The organism is Xanthomonas sp. WHRI 1810A (assembly GCF_040202885.1).
GTDB lineage: Bacteria > Pseudomonadota > Gammaproteobacteria > Pseudomonadales > Pseudomonadaceae > Aquipseudomonas.
The window spans coordinates 639,351-655,420 of sequence record NZ_JBEGED010000001.1; the positions used below are offsets into that span (position 1 = coordinate 639,351).

Sequence of the window (16,070 nt, forward strand, 5' to 3'; positions counted from 1 at the left end):
AAGGCCCGTACATCCGACGCATCTCCAACCGTCGGCTGATGTCTCGCGAGCAAGCTCCCGCCCACAGAATCTGGTGAGTATTACATCGGTGTGAGGCATTCCGGCGCATTGAGTTTCGGGTCGTTGACCAGATTGGCCAGCGGCCGCTCTCGCAGGGCAGTTTGCGGGGCGGCGAGCAGGGCTTGCAGCGCTGGCAACGGCGTGTCCCCTGCCAACCAGGCCGCCTGGCCTTGCGCATCCAGAATCAACGGTCGACGTTGACTGGCGGCCGCCTGAGTAATGACGGCCACGCTTAAATAGGTGTGCCCTTCCACGGGGTAAGCCTCCCAGATGGCCGCGAAATACAGCGCCGAACCCTCGCCCGGTGTCAGCCAGAACGGACGCTTGCGCGCACTGCCGCGCCATTCATAGAAACCGTTGGCCGGCAGCAGACAGCGACGCTCACGAAATGCCTGACGGAACATCGGCTGTTCGGCCACGGTTTCCGCGCGGGCATGGGCCGGGGTACGCGACAAGTCAGTCAGCCACGGCGGGGTCAGGCCCCAGCGGGCACGTGCCAGCTCACGACCAGGCTCCCCGCCCTCCTCCGGCGCCGCCGTGGCACGCACCATCAGCACCGAATCGGCCGGGGAAATATTCCACTGGGCTTTCTGGTCCGCCGGGAAGCCCGGCAAGGTCGCAAATGCAGGCGTCCAACGAAACAGCGCATAACGTCCACACATGGGTTCAGGGCAACTCTTTTTGAAGGGATACGACGCAGGGCTCGAAGCGGTTCAACACAGCAGCACGTCGGGGTAGCTGTCTGGCTCATCGCCAGACAACGGAAAGGCGCCATTGTACTCAGTGATCAACTGCCGTGCCCGGTCCGCCAGACCGTCGTCGACCGACAAGCCCAACAATCCGAAAACCGGCAGTTCTCCTACGCCGCCCAATAAATGGCGACCGGTGATGTGTGCCTCGATGCCCTCACTGGCGAGCATGCCTTGCAGCAACTCGCCCTCCATCAGATTTTCTGGCTCGTAGATTTTGCGCATCAATCATTCTCGGCGCGGACTTCCAGATCCCAGCGTTCGCCGTCGGTTTCCAGATGAAACTCAATCGGACGGCAGCACACGTGGCAATCTTCAATGAAATTGTTATCCCCTTCGGTGAGGTCCAGCGTGGTCTCGCCGGGTTCGCCGCAGTACGGGCATTCATAGGGTGCTGAGGGTTGTATTTCGTGCATCGCGGTCTCCAGGGCCAGTTTTGCGTATAATCGCCGCTCATTTAAAGGCCGGTCCTGATATCTACAGCCCCGGGCTTGTTTTCCCGGCGCCGGCCACCTTTACCCTAGCCTTTTTCAACAAGAGAGCATGATGGGCGAATTCGATGCCATCCGACCTTACAACGACTCCGAAGTAAAAGCCGTGCTCGCGCGGCTGCTGGGCGATAAGGCGTTCCTCGTAATCCTCACGCATTTCCGCTTCCCGCGCCTGGCCAACTCGCTGGGCTGGATGCTGCAGCCGGCCATTGCCCGCAAATTGCGGCGCCAGTTCGCCGGCATCGACACCGTTGCCGCGCTGCAGGACAAGGTCGAGCATTACGTCGACCATACAATCGAACGCGCCACCGATGGTGTGACCTACACCGGCGTCGAGCAGTTCAAGTCGGGGGTGGCCTATCTCTTCCTGGCCAACCACCGCGACATCGTGATGGACCCGGCCTTCGTCAATTACGCGGTGTATCACGCGGGTCTGCCGACGCCGCGCATCGCCATCGGCGACAATCTGCTGCAAAAGCCCTTCGTCAGCGACCTGATGCGCCTGAACAAAAGCTTCATCGTTCATCGCTCCATCACCGGCCGCAAAGAGAAGATGGCGTCGTATCACTTGCTGTCGGCGTACATCAATCATTCGATTCGCAACGACTGCCAGTCGATCTGGATCGCCCAGGCCGAGGGCCGCGCCAAGGACGGCGACGACCGCACCGAGTCGGCGATCCTCAAGATGTTCCACATGTGCCGCAAGGACGAGCCGTTCGGCGAAGTGATTCGCTCGCTCAACCTGACGCCGGTATCGATCAGCTACGAATATGACCCGTGCGATCACGCCAAGGCGCGCGAGTTGTTCATCCGCGCCACCACCGGCAACTACACCAAGGCGCCGGGTGAAGACGACGTCAGCATCGCGCTGGGCATCACCGGCTACAAAGGCCGGGTGCATGTGAACTTCGCCCCGCCGATCACCGAGGTGTTTGAGGACACCAAGCAGCTGGCCATTGAAATGGACCGCCAGATTCTCGGTGGCTACCGGCTGTTCCCGGTGCATTACCTGGCGTATGCGCGCTGGGCGGATGCCGATCCGGCGCTGAAGGTGCCGCTGGCTGCCGAGGTGTTTGCGGCCGATGAGCTGGCCCGCGCCGAGGAAGAATGGGAGCGACGGTTGCACGGCTGCCCTGATGAGCATCGCCCTTACCTGGTCCTGCAATACGCGACGCCGGTGCGCAATCAATATCGGGTCAAGGCCGGTCTGCCGCTTTGATCGTTTGATCCCTGTAAAAACGGCGCCTTCGGGGCGCCGTTTTTGTTTGCAGGGCACTCACAGTCAGAGATGGGTGCTGGCCCACGACAACAGCAGCGCAAATCCCAGGCATCCGGCACCGACCCTGTAGCAGGTTCGAATCAGTCGCAGGGTGCCCACGTCCATCAGGTGCATCGGTTCGTCGATCGGCGCCTGCTCGGTAAGCGTATGCAGGTGGGCATTTTCCCGCTGCTCCTTGCTGCGCGTGACGGAGAGCAGCCAGACACCGGGCCCGGCTGCGAAGAGCGCAAACAGATTCAGGGTCATCGCGGGAGACAGCGGGAGCAACGACATGTGAGCCTCGATGGCGTCATCATCAGCAACGCCGATTCTGTGGGTCTGACTGGCAATCTAACGGGTGTCACCTTAACGTCACCTGAACCGGGCACTGTGTGGCACCTCGACCCGACACCCCGTCCCCCGGAGCTTCATCATGCTGCATGCCAATAACCAGGACCGCCTCTACCTCATTGCCCCAAGCGATGAGCAGGAAGCCTTGATCGACGCGTTGGCATTCAACGTACAGGATCGCCACTGGCTGGTGTATTGCGCGCTGGGGGGTCATGCCCATCACGACTGGCCGGATGTCGACCTGGACACGGGTTACACGTTTTTGAATTTTTATCAGCAGGCGGCGTGATGTTGCAGGAGCGCGCTTGCCCGCGATGACGGTCCATCTGTGACAGATGCAGTGACTGGCCCGCCTCAATCGCGGGCAAGCGCGCTCCTACAAAAAACAGTTCAACAAAAAGCCCCGGCTTCTCTCGAAACCGGGGCTTTTTTTTGTAGCTATCAGCCGTGTTACTGACCCAGCACTTTCCCGATCGTCTGATCCTGGAACAAACGGGTCAGCGCATCGCTGAGCACATCGCTGACCAGCTTGGTGTTGGTCTCTTCGTTTGGCGCCATGCCGAAGCGCTGATCCAGCGACGCGGCATAACGACCGCTGTAGCTGCGACCGTTGTTCTGCACGTCAGCGCGGAACGTCGAGCTGATGCTGGCCTCGGTCACGTACATGCCTTCCTTGGGCGACTGATACTTCAGATCCGCCAAGGTCACGGTCAGTTGCGGACCGCTGCCACCGGTGGTGGGGGTGAAGCCCAGCAAGCGCACGGCCGCTTCAGCCTGAGCCTGCAACTGTGGCAGCAATTGTTGCCCGCTGACGGTGATGGAACTGGTTTCCGGATACAGGCCACCGCGCGTGCCCAGGGTCTGGGAAGGACGCCCATCCACGACGCGGACGATCACGGGCTGGCCGCGACCGACTGCCGCCAGCTGGGCATTCAATTTGGGTTGTGGGCTAAGTGATTGCGGGCTGTGGGCGCAACCCACTAGCGTCAAACTGCTAACAGCAAGCAAACCGAACAAAAGGCGACGCAGCATGCTCATCTCTCCATGGGCCAGGCACAAAATATGCCGCAGTATAACGACCTCTCCACCTCTCAGTGGCTGAAAAATAGGACAAAACGCCATCGCCACGGTTCCGCCACAGGAATGTCACCGGGGTGTCATCGCCGTACGACACACTTTTCACGTCTTCTCCCCCACGGATGCCCGCCATGGACTTGCTCTGGTCACTCTTTTCACTGCGCCGCCGTCATCGCCATTACGCGCGCCTCGACAAACAAGGTGTCTGTCTGGCATTCAAGCATTGCGCCACGCCCCCTGCCGGCCAGGACTGGGTTGAAATCACTGAAGCGAGATTGGCGTGGTTGCATCAACCTCTGCCTGCCAGCGCCCGCGTCCCGCAGCGTGTACGTTCGATTACCGCACGGCATCTGATCGTTACGTGACCGAACGGCGAATAAAAGTCATTTAAACAGGATCAATTCCCACCGTTTCATCGCTATAATCTTCCCCCGATTATAAGGACGTCTCCTGATCGGGCCTCGCAGCATCGTTGATACCGCGTATCAACTCCTTCGTACCGCCCACAGAGAGCCTTCCACACAGACATGTGCCTGCCAGTGCGCGCGGTCCAACGGTGTGAAACCCTCGACTCGATCGAACCTTTCCCACCCGCCAGCCTCCCACCCCTGACCTGCATCTGATCTGCCAGAGCTGCCATGGCGCAGCCCTTTTTGAGGTTCACGTCTTCAAAAGAGCGTGAAAAAAACGGGTTTTCAAAACTTCACAAGAGTGTGGCAAGCAAATGAATAGTTACGCGTTTGTAAATGCACCGTTAGCGTCTGACCCAGCCCCCTTGAACAGGATTGACCGCTGCTGCGCAGCCTCCACGACCGGAGTCTGAAGCCTGTCCACTACGGATTTGGTTGCACAACCGGATGCCTTGACGATAGTCGAATGGCTGCACGGGCTGAAAAATGCGTTCATGCTGGTCACCCAGCATCAACCCAGGCTCGTTCACCGGCGTCCGCTTAAGATGCAAAAAATTGCGAAGAATCGGACATGGCGATCCCGGCCAGGATCATGGGGGCATGCCGCGAAGCACGCCCTCCTACGCCTGGCACATGACCCGGGTAGCGCATGCCGTCAATTTGGTGCTGCAGATTTTGGAGACGCGTTAAATGGCGCATAACGAAGCAGTCGATGTAGTACTGGTCGGGGCCGGCATCATGAGTGCCACCCTCGCCGTACTGCTTAAAGAGCTCGATCCCAGCCTGAAGCTGGAGGTCGTCGAGCTGATGGATTCCGGTGCCGCCGAGAGTTCCAACCCCTGGAACAACGCCGGTACCGGCCACGCAGGCCTGTGCGAGCTTAACTACACGCCGCAAGCGGCCGACGGTTCCATCGATATCAAAAAAGCCGTCCAGATCAACGCGCAGTTCGAAGTGTCGAAGCAGTTCTGGGCCTACCTGGCCCGCAAAGGCACGTTCGGCTCATCACGCTCGTTCATCACGCCAGTGCCGCACCTGAGCTTCGTTCAGGGCGAAAAGGGCATCGATTTCCTGAAAAAGCGTTTCGAGGCCATGCACACGCATCACGCCTTTGCGACCATGGAATACACAGAAGACAAAGCCCGGCTGGCCGAGTGGATGCCCCTGATGATGCCCGGCCGTCCGGCCGATGAGCCCATCGCTGCGACCCGCGTCATGCACGGGACCGACGTCAATTTCGGCAACCTGACCAACAATCTGCTCCAGCACCTGGCGAGCGCACCGGATGCGCAGGTCAAGTACTGCAAGCGCGTCACCGGTTTGAGCCGTAAAGGCAGCGGCTGGAGCGTCACGATCAAGGACGTCAACAGTGGCGACAACCGCGAGATCGACGCGAAATTCGTGTTCCTCGGCGCCGGTGGCGCGGCGTTGCCGTTGCTGCAGATGTCCGGCATCGAAGAAAGCAAAGGCTTTGGCGGCTTCCCGGTCAGCGGCCAATGGCTGCGTTGCGACAACCCGGACGTGGTCAAGCACCACCAGGCCAAGGTTTACAGCCAGGCGGCGGTGGGCTCGCCGCCAATGTCGGTGCCGCACCTGGACACCCGCGTGGTGGACGGCAAGAAATCCTTGCTGTTCGGGCCATACGCCGGTTTCACCACCAAATTCCTGAAACACGGTTCGCTGATGGACCTGCCGCTGTCGATCCGTGCCGCCAATATCGCGCCGATGCTGGCCGTTGCGCGGGACAACATGGACCTGACCAAATACCTGATCAGCGAAGTGCGTCAGTCCATGGAACAGCGTCTGGATGCCCTGCGTCGCTTCTATCCTGAAGCCAAGGCTGAAGACTGGCGCCTTGAAGTGGCCGGTCAGCGGGTGCAGATCATCAAGAAGGATCCGAAGAAAGGTGGGGTTCTGCAATTCGGTACCGAACTGGTGTCGGCTCAGGACGGTACGTTGGCCGCGCTGCTTGGCGCCTCCCCTGGTGCCTCGGTCACCGTGTCGATCATGCTGGACCTGATCGAACGCTGCTTCCCGGACAAAACCCGCACCGAATGGGCGGCCAAGCTGAACGAGATTTTCCCTGCCCGGGAAAAAGCCCTGGAAACCGACGCGTCGCTGTACCAGCGTGTCAGCGCCCAGAGCGATGCCAGCCTGGAGTTGACGCAAAATAACGAAGCTGCAAGCTTTGCCTGATCCACCGCCCGCTCTGATCAGGTAGAAACTAAAAAGCCCCGCTCACTGAGCGGGGCTTTTCATTTGCGGAGTTCACGACGGATTGGCGTCACCCATTTTGACCCGAACGGTGTAGGCCTCCATCGATTTATGCCCCTTGATCACAGAAGCACTGCACGACGCCGGCAACGTGCCGACCGACCGCGCACTGGCAAACTTGTCAGGCGCCGGGCTGATCCCAAACCATGAGAACGTCTTCTCATGCCCGAGTTTGAATTCACATACGCGGGCGCCGTCTTTCATTCGGTAGGTCGCGGAGTCGTTTCGTGGATTGTTCAACGTGATCCCGAAAGACGCATTGCGTAGGCCGCCAGACATGACGTAGCCAGACAGATCAGTACCGGGAGCCAGCCAAGTGGCAGACGCCAGGTACAGATCAGCGTCGGTGTCGTTCCACATCTCTATGGTCACGGCCATTTTCTTTGGATAAGCCGCCTGGGTGACAGGTGCAATTACCAGGGCACTGGTCAATAACACCGCGCTGCTTAAAAAGATCCGTCTTGTTTTCATTTTGATTTATTCCTTTCAAATCTGCATAGATCCGCTCACATGGTATAAGGCGCGGACCGTCCGTTAGTGCATGCAGCCCGCGTCATTTCATCGTGAAGCTAAGGCGCATATTGTTTGTGTAATCCCAATCATCCAGCGTGATTGAACATTCCGCGGGCTTCTTGCCCTGGCTTTGCGCATCAGTCCAGATACTGGGCCCTGTCAGGGTGACCGCGCCTCTAACATACGTACGAGGACCATATTTAATGTCATAGACGCAGGCTGCTCTATCGCCGCTGTCTCCTCCGACGAGCGCGAAATAAATCTCACCGCCGTGGGGATCTGCCAAAAAATTAAAGCCTACGTGTCCACCGGCGCTGACCACAAGGTCTTCTTCAGCAAACTCGCCCGTGTCCCAACTCTGATAATGCAGGGACACGTCATGACTCAAACTGTTTTGTATCTCCCCTTCGACTCTCATCATTTCCGAGGCATGTACGCTGGTAAAAAAGAGCGAGATAAAGACAGCGATAATTTGTTTTGAATACATTTTTGAATTCCATTTCAATAAAGATCATTTAAAACACATTCCCCTCCTGGGAGTGCGTTTGCGTTGGTGTCAGGCCACTGCCTCACTTAATACTGAATTTCAAATCATAGCCCTTGCCCCACACCTTCTTTTTGATAGCTGCCCTGCAGTCAGCATGGAAGCTTCCCGTCGATTTGGCGCGAGCCCAAGAGTAGGTTTCAAACTCATAAATGAGCCAACCCGCCACTCGCTTTTGATCCAACCCACCCGAAAAATTACATGTTTTGTTGCCGATCGTATAACTGAAGCTTATTCGGCCCTTTTTCTCGTCTGGCACTTTTATCCTAAACTTCCCTGAGTGATGTTTAGGGATGGCATAGTCATCCGCTTTAAAGCTTCCGAACGGCCAGGAAGCTTTATTCAATGCAAGATGCTCCCCCGACCCATTTTGCAGCGTCACATCAAACGTATGTGGAGTATTGGCGCTCGCTGCACTGGCAGCCAGTGTAAGCAACAGCAAGGAGGTCACATGCGGTATATATCTAGTCATTATAGAAATCCATTTCCTTAGCAAGTCCATAAATGCGCGTCCTGCGCACACAAAAGTATGGCCTCAATAAATATTAACGCTGGAGAAATATAACGACAGAAGAGGTAGGAGAGTTCTTACGACGCTGTAGCGCAACGCATGTCAGACGGTATGAGCCTGATCCGGCTGACGAGTGCCTGTCGCCAGGCACTGACGGGAGGTGTTTCAGCCACGAGCCTGGTTGATCAGTTCGATGTACTCGTCAGCATTGCGCTGATCCTTGATCAACGTGACAAAGTCGTTGCCGTGCTCGTCCTTGCCGTCGAGGTCGTAGCCGGCTTCCTTGAAGAACACCAGAAAACGCGCGAAATCGTCAACGCGCAGGCCACGGTAGGCCTTGATCAGCTTGTGCAGCGACGGCGAAGTGGCGTCCACCGGCTCGAAATCGAGGAACAATTTGATCTGGGCATCGCCGATTTCGTCACCAATCACCTGCTTTTTATCTTTACGCATTGCTCACTCCATCGGACTTGCGGGACATTTCACGGGCGGGCAGTTTACCCCCCGCCCGGCTGCAGGCTCAACGCGCGCGTACGGCCCCGGTGTGGATATCAGCCCAGACGTGGCCGTTGGCGTAGCTGAGGAACTGGCAATACACCTTCTCGTTGCGCAACAGGTCGACCATGACGCGGTACTGCGTCGCGGGGTAGTAAAGCGTCAGGGTGCGGGTGGTGGTGTCGAACGTCGGCTTCTTCAGGCTCTTGCTTTCGCCGTCGAAGTGAATCAACACGTCGGCGATGTTCGCGCCCTTGTTCATGGGCTTGCCCTTGAGGCGCAGCATCAGCGGCGAGGTCACGGGGATGGGTTGCTGGTTGGACTGCCGCTGGCTGCCGACGACCACCGAATACTCGGTGATCTGCATCAATTGCTGCTGCTCGGGCTCGCCTTCACGAACGGACAGCTCATCGGGCGGCAGGTACTGCGCGTGCATGGGTTCGGCCAGCGCGGGGAGCGGCAGACTCAACAGCAACATCAGCGCCGCTTTATTCCGAAACGATAACGTCATGGGTGCCTCCCGAAAAAGTGGGAGGCACTCTAGCATGCGCGCAATGGCTGCAAGGCGACCGCCCTGCTCAGGCGAACTGCGCCCGCATCCACGCATGGTAATCGGCAACGCCGGCGTCACCCTCGTGCGGTGCCCAACTGGCGAGCTCCGCTTCACTCACCGGACGATAAGGTCCGGCCTTGCACTCGAACATGATGCTGTCGGGCTCCAGCACTACCAGGCCGTGAAAGGTGCCCGGCGGCAGATCAACGCCCAGCACCTCGCCACCGGCCTGCAACACCGTGGTGCTGAGCAATTGCCCTTCTTCGCTGAACAGCAGAACACCCAGCCGGCCCTTGAGGACCAGCAGGCATTCGGCCTTGTCGGCACTCAAATGCCGATGCGGCGGCACGTAGGTCGACGGTTGCATACCGACCACCATCCGGTGGCAGGGCTCTTCCATCTGGTGCAGGTTGTGGTGTTGTCGGCCGCGCGGGTTGGCTGATGCGCCTTCAGCCAGTTCGGCAAACAACGTTTGGTCCAGAAAGCGCGGCGTCACCATGGTTTACATTCCTTTCACTGCGTAGATGCCGGCCGCGTTGCGCCAGTAGCCTTTGTAGTCCATGCCGTAGCCGAAGATGAAACGGTCAACGCACGGCAGGCCTACGAAGTCAGCCTTCAGATCAGGTCGCGCCTTGCGGTCATGGTCTTTGTCGATCAGGACCGCGGTGTGTACTGCACGGGCACCTGCGTGCTTGCAGAAGTCGATGATTGCGCCGAGGGTGTGACCTTCGTCGAGGATGTCATCGATGATCAGCACATCGCGATCAATGAACGAGACTTCGGGCTTGGCCTTCCAGAACAGGTCGCCGCCGCTGGTTTCGTTGCGATAGCGGGTGGCGTGCAGGTAGGACGCTTCCAACGGGAAGTTCAGATGCGTCAGCAGCTTGCCCGCGAAAATCAGACCGCCGTTCATCACGCAGAACACCACGGGATTGCGCTCGGCCAGCACGCTGTTGATGTGCTGACCGACGCGGGCGATGGATGCCTCGACTTCGGCCTCCGTGTACAGGCAGTCAGCCTCGCGCATGATTTGACGGATATGCTCGAGATCAGCGGACATGACGCTCTCCATGGGGGGCAGTGTAAGAAAAGCGGGCAAAGGTACGCATCCCCCGGGATCAGAGCAAGCGATTCTGGACTAACGTTTCCATCGCGTCTCGATGACACACGCCTGATCGAGGTAAGAAACCAGAACCTAACCGGTAAGACAAGTTACAGCTGAATAGATTAATCTAAGCCGTTTTTTTTGCCCGCCGCTGGAGCCTTCCCCTTATGCCCATTCGTGAGATCCGCCATCCGCTGATCCGTCACAAGCTCGGCCTGATGCGCCGCGCCGATATCAGCACCAAGAATTTCCGTGAACTGGCGCAGGAAGTCGGCGCGCTGCTGACCTACGAAGCGACCGCCGACCTGCCGCTGGAAACCTACGACATTCAGGGTTGGGCCGGCACGGTCCAGGTCGAAAAGATCGCCGGCAAGAAGATTACCGTGGTCCCGATCCTGCGCGCCGGCATCGGCATGCTCGACGGCGTGCTCAGCCTGATCCCGGGCGCCAAGGTCAGCGCCGTCGGCCTGGCCCGCAACGAAGAAACCCTGCAGGCGCACACCTATCTGGAAAAGCTGGTGCCCGAGATCAATGAGCGGCTGGCGATGATCATCGACCCGATGCTGGCCACCGGCAACTCCATGGTGGCTGCCATCGACCTGCTGAAGAAAGCCGGTTGCCGCGAAATCCGCGCCATGGTGCTGGTTGCTGCACCCGAAGGCATCGCCACGGTCGAAAAAGCGCACCCGGACGTAATGATCTACACCGCCTCCATCGACGAACGCCTGAACGAACACGGCTACATCATTCCGGGCCTGGGCGATGCCGGTGACAAGATTTTCGGCACCAAGCAAAAGGACGCCTGATGAGCACGGATGAGTTCAACGATCCAATGTGGCGCACCATTCTGTCCGGCGCACAGATGCTGTTCGTGGCCTTCGGTGCCTTGGTGCTGATGCCGCTGATCACCGGGCTCGATCCTAACGTCGCGCTGTTCACTGCAGGTCTGGGCACGCTGTGCTTCCAGGTGGTGACCGGGCGCCAGGTGCCGGTGTTCCTGGCCTCGAGTTTTGCGTTCATCACGCCGATCATCCTGGCCAAGGGCCAATTCGGCCTGGCTGCGACCATGGGCGGTGTCATGGCGGCGGGGTTCGTCTACACCTTCCTTGGCCTGGCCGTGAAAATAAAAGGCACCGGCTTCATCGACCGCCTGCTGCCTCCGGTGGTCATCGGACCGGTGATTATTTCCATCGGTCTGGCCATGGCCCCCATCGCGGCCAACATGGCGATGGGCAAGACCGGCGACGGCGCTGCAGAACTGATCCCCTACCACACCGCCATTATCATTTCGATGGCGGCGCTGGTGACCACCCTGGTGGTCGCGGTGTTCGGCAAAGGCATTTTCCGCCTGGTCCCGATCATCTCCGGCGTGCTGATGGGCTTTGCCCTGTCGTTCTACTTCGGCGTGGTCGACACCGCGAAGATCGCCGCCGCGCCGTGGCTGGCCCTGCCGCATTTCACCGCACCGGAATTCAACTGGCAGGCCATTCTGTTCATCGTACCCGTCGCCCTTGCGCCCGCCATCGAGCACATCGGCGGTGTGATTGCGGTGGGCAGCGTCACCGGCCGTGACTACCTGAAAAAGCCAGGCCTGCACCGCACGCTGTTGGGAGACGGTATTGCCACGACGGTGGCCGGGGCGTTTGGCGGGCCGCCGAACACCACGTATGCCGAAGTGACCGGCGCGGTGATGCTGACCAAGAACTACAACCCGAAAATCATGACCTGGGCGGCGGTATTCGCCATCACCCTGGCGTTCATCGGCAAATTCGGCGCGCTGCTGCAGAGCATTCCGGCACCGGTGATGGGCGGCATTCTGTGTCTGTTGTTTGGTTCGATTGCGGCGGTGGGCATGAACACGCTGATCCGGCACAAGGTTGATCTGGCCGAGGCCCGCAATCTGGTGATCGTGTCCGTGACGCTGGTGTTCGGGATTGGCGGTGTGCTGATCGGCACCGGCACCGGGCCCGACGATTTCGGCATGAAGGGCATCGCCCTGTGCGCCGTGACCGCCATCGTGCTGAACATGATTCTGCCGGGCAATGATGCGTGGAAGAACAAGCATCTGGATGATCAGTTGCCGTAGCGGTAACGCCGTGTAGGAGCGCGCTTGCCCGCGATTGCGTTGTGTCAGTCAACACATTCGTCGCAGACCCAACGTCATCGCGGGCAAGCGCGCTCCTACAGCTTCAGCTACAACATCAACGGCGCCCGCTCGCACAGTTTGTTCAGCGCCGCCGCCCAGTTCGGGTCGTCATTCAGGCAAGGGATCAGCACCAGCTCTTCGCCGCCCGCTTCCTTGAACTGCTCGGCACCCCGATCGCCGATTTCTTCCAGCGTCTCGATGCAGTCCGCGACGAATGCCGGGCACATGACCAACAGCTTTTTCACGCCTTGCGCGGCCAGTTCAGCCAGGTGCGGTTCAGTGTAGGGTTCGATCCATTTGGCGCGCCCCAGACGCGACTGGAATGACACCGACCATTTGCCGTCCGGAATGCCCATCAATCGCGCGAACTCCGACGCCGAACGCAGGCATTGCGCGCGGTAACAGGTGGCGATGACTTCGGGCGGTGCGTTCTGGCAGCAGTTGGCGTCTTTGAAGCAGTGGCTGCCAGTGGGGTCGAGTTTGGTCAGGTGACGTTCCGGCAACCCGTGGAAGCTCAGCAGCACATGATCGTGAGCCTGCTCCAACTGCGGCCGGACATTGTCCACCAGCGCTTGCAGGTATTCGGGCTGGTCATAGAACGGCTGCAACACCGAAAACTGCACGTCGAGTTTGCGTTCACGCACCACACGCTTGGCTTCTTCGATCACGGTGGTCACGGTGCTGTCGGCGAACTGCGGATAGACCGGCGCCAGGGTGATCTTCTTGATTCCCTGCGCGGTGAGCTTTTTCAGCACCGTTTCAATGGAGGGCTCACCGTAACGCATGGCCAATTCAACCGGCCCGGCGGTCCATTCTTTGGTCATCGCTTGTTGCAGGCGTTTGCTCAGCACCACCAGCGGCGAACCATCCTCCCACCAGATCGAGGCGTAGGCATGGGCAGACTGTTCGGGGCGCCTTATAAGAATAAGCGAAACGATCAGCCGCCTAAGCGGCCAAGGCACATCAATCACGTAAGGGTCCATCAAAAACTGATTGAGGTAGCGACGTACGTCCGCTACCTCAGTAGAAGCTGGGGAACCCAGGTTAACCAGCAGCAACGCGTGATCGGTCATGCAACACCTTAAAGTCAGTGGCGGCCGAGCAAGTTCTCGAGAGCCGCGCGCAGATCAGTGAATCGGAAGGTAAAACCGGCCGCCTGCAGCCGGGAAGGACGAGCACGCTGGCCGCCCAGCAACAGCACCGACAACTCGCCCATCAGCAGGCGCAGCGCGACGGCGGGCATCGGCATGAAGGACGGACGGTGAAGGATGGCAGCCAGCGTTTTGGCGAAGTCGCGATTTCGGGCCGGTGATGGCGCGCAGATATTATAAGGACCTTGGGCATCGTCCTGGTTCAACAGAAAATCAATCGCTGCGATTTGATCGTCGATGTGAATCCAGGGCATCCACTGCCGACCATTGCCGATCGGACCGCCCATGCCCAGCTTGAAAGGCGGCAGCAGGCGTTGGAGAAAGCCACCTTGATGGGCGAGCACCAGGCCGGTTCGCACCAGTACTACACGAATCCCCAGGGCCTGCGCGCGAAGCCCGGTTTCTTCCCAGGCGATGCACAAACGGCTGGCGAAATCTTCGCTGACCGGGGGTGACTCTTCGTCCAGCTCACGCTCGCCGCCATCGCCATACCACCCCACCGCGGAGCCGGAGATCATCACCGCGGGCTTGTGCTCTCGGCGCTCCATCCAGGTGATCAGCTGCTCGGTCAGGGTAATGCGGCTGTCCCACAACAACGCTTTGCGTTTGCGGGTCCACGGCCGGTCGGCGATGGGCGCACCCGCCAGGTTGATCACGGCATCCACATGTTCAGCGCCGATATCATCCGGATGGCCGACACCACGCACGCCTGCGCCGCAGAGTGTGGCGACCTCTTCAGGCTTGCGGCTCCACACCGTCAGTTGGTGACCCTGACTCAGCCAGTGCCGGCAAAGCCTGCGTCCTATCAATCCTGTACCGCCGGTCAGCAAGATGTGCATGACAGAGTTCCTCACGTGGCGTTCGTCGCAGATCAGTAGTCTATTTCTTCACACGGTCCGCGCAGTTAAACGCGGCGGACAGGTGAACCATAGGCCACGCTATAGAGAACGGTGTCAGCGCGACTCGTTCGAACAGTTGATCGCCCGAACCGAAGACCCGCACCTGGGCGGCGTGAAATTGGCCTCTATCCGTATGGATGGCGTCGCACAATTCGCTGCAGAAGGACGCCAAGTTATACCGAAAAACAAGATTGTACAGGTTTTAACTACGGCGTAGTCTGTGCAGACAAGGTAACGAGGCCCCTATGACTGTCCCTATCGCAATCATCGGCACCGGCATCGCCGGACTCTCCGCTGCCCGCGCACTGCAAGCCGCCGGGCACGCCATCCAACTATTCGACAAGAGCCGCGGCAGCGGCGGACGCATGTCCAGCAAGCGCAGCGATGCGGGTGCCCTGGACATGGGCGCGCAGTATTTCACTGCCCGCGACCGCCGTTTTGCCGCCATCGTCCAGCAATGGCAAGCCGACGGCCACGTGGCCGAATGGAAGCCGTTGCTTTACAACTTCCACGGCGGGCAACTGAGCCTGTCACCTGATGAACAGGTGCGCTGGGTCGGCAAGCCGCGCATGAGCGCCATCACTCGCGCGATGCTGGCCGACATGCCGGTCACTTTTTCGTGCCGGATCACTGAGGTGTTTCGCGGCGAAGAACACTGGCACCTGCTGGACGCCGACGGCCGAAGCCATGGCCCGTTCAGTCAGGTGGTCATCGCCATCCCGGCACCGCAGGCGACCCCGCTGCTAGCCGCCGCACCGAAACTGGCGAGCGTTGTGGCCGGGGTGAAGATGGACCCAACCTGGGCCGTGGCGCTGGCGTTCGATACCCCTCTGGTCACGCCCCTCGAAGGCTGCTTCGTCCAGGACAGTCCCATCGACTGGCTGGCCCGCAACCGCAGCAAACCGGGGCGTGACAGCCAGATGGACACGTGGGTGCTGCACGCCACCAGCGCCTGGAGCCGTCAACACCTGGACATGCCCAAGGAGCAGGTCATCGATCATCTGCACGGCGCCTTTGCCGAGCTGATGAATTGCGCGATGCCGGCGCCGGCCTTTACTCTCGCCCACCGCTGGCTGTATGCGCGACCGGCTGGCGGCAGGGAAGTCGGCGCACTCTCCGACCCGGACCTGGGCCTTTACGTCTGTGGCGACTGGTGCCTGTCCGGACGTGTCGAAGGTGCCTGGCTCAGTGGTCAGGAAGCGGCACGACGGTTGCTGGAACACCTCAAGTGAATCGACTCAATCCGCGCAAATTGCTGCTGTCGAAATGGACAGCAGCCACCCCCCACAACCGCGAGAAGCACTTCATGGTCACCGAGCTGTTCTGTGACGAGGAAGGCGTCGTGCTGGAAGTCGAACTGCAAGCCGTGCTGACCAAACGCGCACAACGTTTTGCCTGGCAAACGCTGCAGAATGATGTGGCGTGGCAGATGGGGTGGAAGTAGTCGAGGGTCGATACTGCATTTGTTGGAGCGAGGCTTGCC

At 59.6% G+C, this 16,070-nt stretch carries 22 protein-coding genes; 8 read left to right on the forward strand and 14 right to left on the reverse strand.

What is annotated here, in order from left to right:
• Window positions 1–80: 80 nt before the first annotated feature.
• The 3 genes from ABQX22_RS02830 to ABQX22_RS02840 are packed head-to-tail and all read right to left on the reverse strand — an operon-like array spanning window position 81 to window position 1,225.
• Window positions 81–722 carry an SOS response-associated peptidase gene (locus ABQX22_RS02830; protein ID WP_349796276.1) on the reverse strand — a complete coding sequence of 214 codons (642 nt, stop codon included), beginning with the start codon at window positions 720–722 and terminating at the stop codon, window positions 81–83.
• Window positions 723–773: 51 nt separating this feature from the next.
• Window positions 774–1,034 (reverse strand): putative signal transducing protein, encoded by a 261-nt coding sequence (locus ABQX22_RS02835; RefSeq protein ID WP_349796278.1) that lies wholly within the window; start codon window positions 1,032–1,034, stop codon window positions 774–776.
• Window positions 1,034–1,225, reverse strand: coding sequence for a CPXCG motif-containing cysteine-rich protein (locus tag ABQX22_RS02840; protein ID WP_349796280.1), 192 nt, complete (start codon window positions 1,223–1,225; stop codon window positions 1,034–1,036). The genes ABQX22_RS02835 and ABQX22_RS02840 overlap by 1 nt, the downstream gene beginning before the upstream one ends.
• Window positions 1,226–1,355: 130 nt before the next feature.
• Here ABQX22_RS02840 and ABQX22_RS02845 point away from each other — a divergent pair, with 130 nt between their 5' ends.
• Window positions 1,356–2,519: a 1-acyl-sn-glycerol-3-phosphate acyltransferase gene (locus tag ABQX22_RS02845; RefSeq protein WP_349796282.1), complete on the forward strand. Its 1,164-nt coding sequence runs from the start codon at window positions 1,356–1,358 to the stop codon at window positions 2,517–2,519.
• Window positions 2,520–2,582: 63 nt separating this feature from the next.
• Here the strand turns inward: ABQX22_RS02845 and ABQX22_RS02850 are convergent, their stop codons facing one another.
• Window positions 2,583–2,852, reverse strand: coding sequence for a hypothetical protein (locus tag ABQX22_RS02850; RefSeq protein ID WP_349796284.1), 270 nt, complete (start codon window positions 2,850–2,852; stop codon window positions 2,583–2,585).
• A 139-nt stretch (window positions 2,853–2,991) separates the two neighbouring features.
• On the opposite strand from ABQX22_RS02850, the gene ABQX22_RS02855 reads away from it, so the two are divergent.
• Window positions 2,992–3,198 (forward strand): hypothetical protein, encoded by a 207-nt coding sequence (locus ABQX22_RS02855; protein ID WP_349796286.1) that lies wholly within the window; start codon window positions 2,992–2,994, stop codon window positions 3,196–3,198.
• A gap of 161 nt (window positions 3,199–3,359) precedes the next feature.
• On the opposite strand, the gene ABQX22_RS02860 is transcribed toward ABQX22_RS02855, so the two are convergent.
• Window positions 3,360–3,941, reverse strand: a complete 582-nt coding sequence (locus ABQX22_RS02860) for a YajG family lipoprotein (protein WP_349796288.1) — start codon at window positions 3,939–3,941, stop codon at window positions 3,360–3,362.
• Window positions 3,942–4,117: 176 nt separating this feature from the next.
• Between ABQX22_RS02860 and ABQX22_RS02865 the strand changes: the two genes are divergently transcribed.
• A complete protein-coding gene (locus ABQX22_RS02865) occupies window positions 4,118–4,351 on the forward strand; it encodes a hypothetical protein (RefSeq protein WP_349796290.1) in 234 nt (77 codons plus the stop codon).
• A 735-nt stretch (window positions 4,352–5,086) separates the two neighbouring features.
• A complete protein-coding gene (gene mqo / locus ABQX22_RS02870) occupies window positions 5,087–6,592 on the forward strand; it encodes a malate dehydrogenase (quinone) (protein ID WP_349796292.1) in 1,506 nt (501 codons plus the stop codon).
• A 72-nt stretch (window positions 6,593–6,664) separates the two neighbouring features.
• Here mqo and ABQX22_RS02875 read toward each other — a convergent pair whose 3' ends face one another.
• The 7 genes from ABQX22_RS02875 to ABQX22_RS02905 form a co-directional block, all read right to left on the reverse strand.
• Entirely contained in the window at window positions 6,665–7,141 is a 477-nt protein-coding gene (locus ABQX22_RS02875; RefSeq protein ID WP_349796294.1) for a hypothetical protein, read from the reverse strand.
• Between the two features lie 82 nt (window positions 7,142–7,223).
• Complete coding sequence (locus ABQX22_RS02880) at window positions 7,224–7,670, reverse strand: hypothetical protein (RefSeq protein ID WP_349796296.1); 447 nt, start codon at window positions 7,668–7,670, stop codon at window positions 7,224–7,226.
• Window positions 7,671–7,752: 82 nt separating this feature from the next.
• Window positions 7,753–8,199: a hypothetical protein gene (locus ABQX22_RS02885; protein ID WP_349796298.1), complete on the reverse strand. Its 447-nt coding sequence runs from the start codon at window positions 8,197–8,199 to the stop codon at window positions 7,753–7,755.
• Between the two features lie 204 nt (window positions 8,200–8,403).
• Window positions 8,404–8,691, reverse strand: coding sequence for a PA4642 family protein (locus tag ABQX22_RS02890; protein ID WP_349796300.1), 288 nt, complete (start codon window positions 8,689–8,691; stop codon window positions 8,404–8,406).
• Between the two features lie 67 nt (window positions 8,692–8,758).
• Complete coding sequence (locus tag ABQX22_RS02895) at window positions 8,759–9,244, reverse strand: hypothetical protein (RefSeq protein WP_349796302.1); 486 nt, start codon at window positions 9,242–9,244, stop codon at window positions 8,759–8,761.
• A gap of 67 nt (window positions 9,245–9,311) precedes the next feature.
• Entirely contained in the window at window positions 9,312–9,785 is a 474-nt protein-coding gene (locus tag ABQX22_RS02900) for a WbuC family cupin fold metalloprotein (protein ID WP_349796304.1), read from the reverse strand.
• 3 nt (window positions 9,786–9,788) lie between these two features.
• Window positions 9,789–10,346 (reverse strand): hypoxanthine-guanine phosphoribosyltransferase, encoded by a 558-nt coding sequence (locus ABQX22_RS02905; protein ID WP_349796306.1) that lies wholly within the window; start codon window positions 10,344–10,346, stop codon window positions 9,789–9,791.
• Between the two features lie 212 nt (window positions 10,347–10,558).
• Here ABQX22_RS02905 and upp point away from each other — a divergent pair, with 212 nt between their 5' ends.
• Together upp and ABQX22_RS02915 are read left to right on the forward strand one after the other, a co-directional pair.
• Window positions 10,559–11,197, forward strand: coding sequence for a uracil phosphoribosyltransferase (gene upp / locus ABQX22_RS02910; protein WP_349796308.1), 639 nt, complete (start codon window positions 10,559–10,561; stop codon window positions 11,195–11,197).
• On the forward strand, window positions 11,197–12,477 hold the full coding sequence (locus ABQX22_RS02915) for a uracil-xanthine permease family protein (protein ID WP_349796310.1): 1,281 nt from the start codon (window positions 11,197–11,199) through the stop codon (window positions 12,475–12,477). Before upp ends, ABQX22_RS02915 begins: the two co-directional genes overlap by 1 nt.
• Before the next feature lie 107 nt (window positions 12,478–12,584).
• On the opposite strand, the gene hemH is transcribed toward ABQX22_RS02915, so the two are convergent.
• Together hemH and ABQX22_RS02925 are read right to left on the reverse strand one after the other, a co-directional pair.
• The gene (gene hemH, locus ABQX22_RS02920; RefSeq protein WP_349796312.1) at window positions 12,585–13,610 is read right to left on the reverse strand and encodes a ferrochelatase; all 1,026 of its coding nucleotides are present in this window, start codon (window positions 13,608–13,610) and stop codon (window positions 12,585–12,587) included.
• 14 nt (window positions 13,611–13,624) lie between these two features.
• Window positions 13,625–14,527, reverse strand: coding sequence for a TIGR01777 family oxidoreductase (locus ABQX22_RS02925; protein WP_349796314.1), 903 nt, complete (start codon window positions 14,525–14,527; stop codon window positions 13,625–13,627).
• Window positions 14,528–14,832: 305 nt separating this feature from the next.
• Here ABQX22_RS02925 and ABQX22_RS02930 point away from each other — a divergent pair, with 305 nt between their 5' ends.
• A complete protein-coding gene (locus tag ABQX22_RS02930; protein ID WP_349796316.1) occupies window positions 14,833–15,819 on the forward strand; it encodes an NAD(P)/FAD-dependent oxidoreductase in 987 nt (328 codons plus the stop codon).
• On the forward strand, window positions 15,816–16,031 hold the full coding sequence (locus ABQX22_RS02935) for a TIGR02450 family Trp-rich protein (protein WP_349796318.1): 216 nt from the start codon (window positions 15,816–15,818) through the stop codon (window positions 16,029–16,031). The genes ABQX22_RS02930 and ABQX22_RS02935 overlap by 4 nt, the downstream gene beginning before the upstream one ends.
• The last annotated feature ends 39 nt before the right edge of the window (window positions 16,032–16,070 follow it).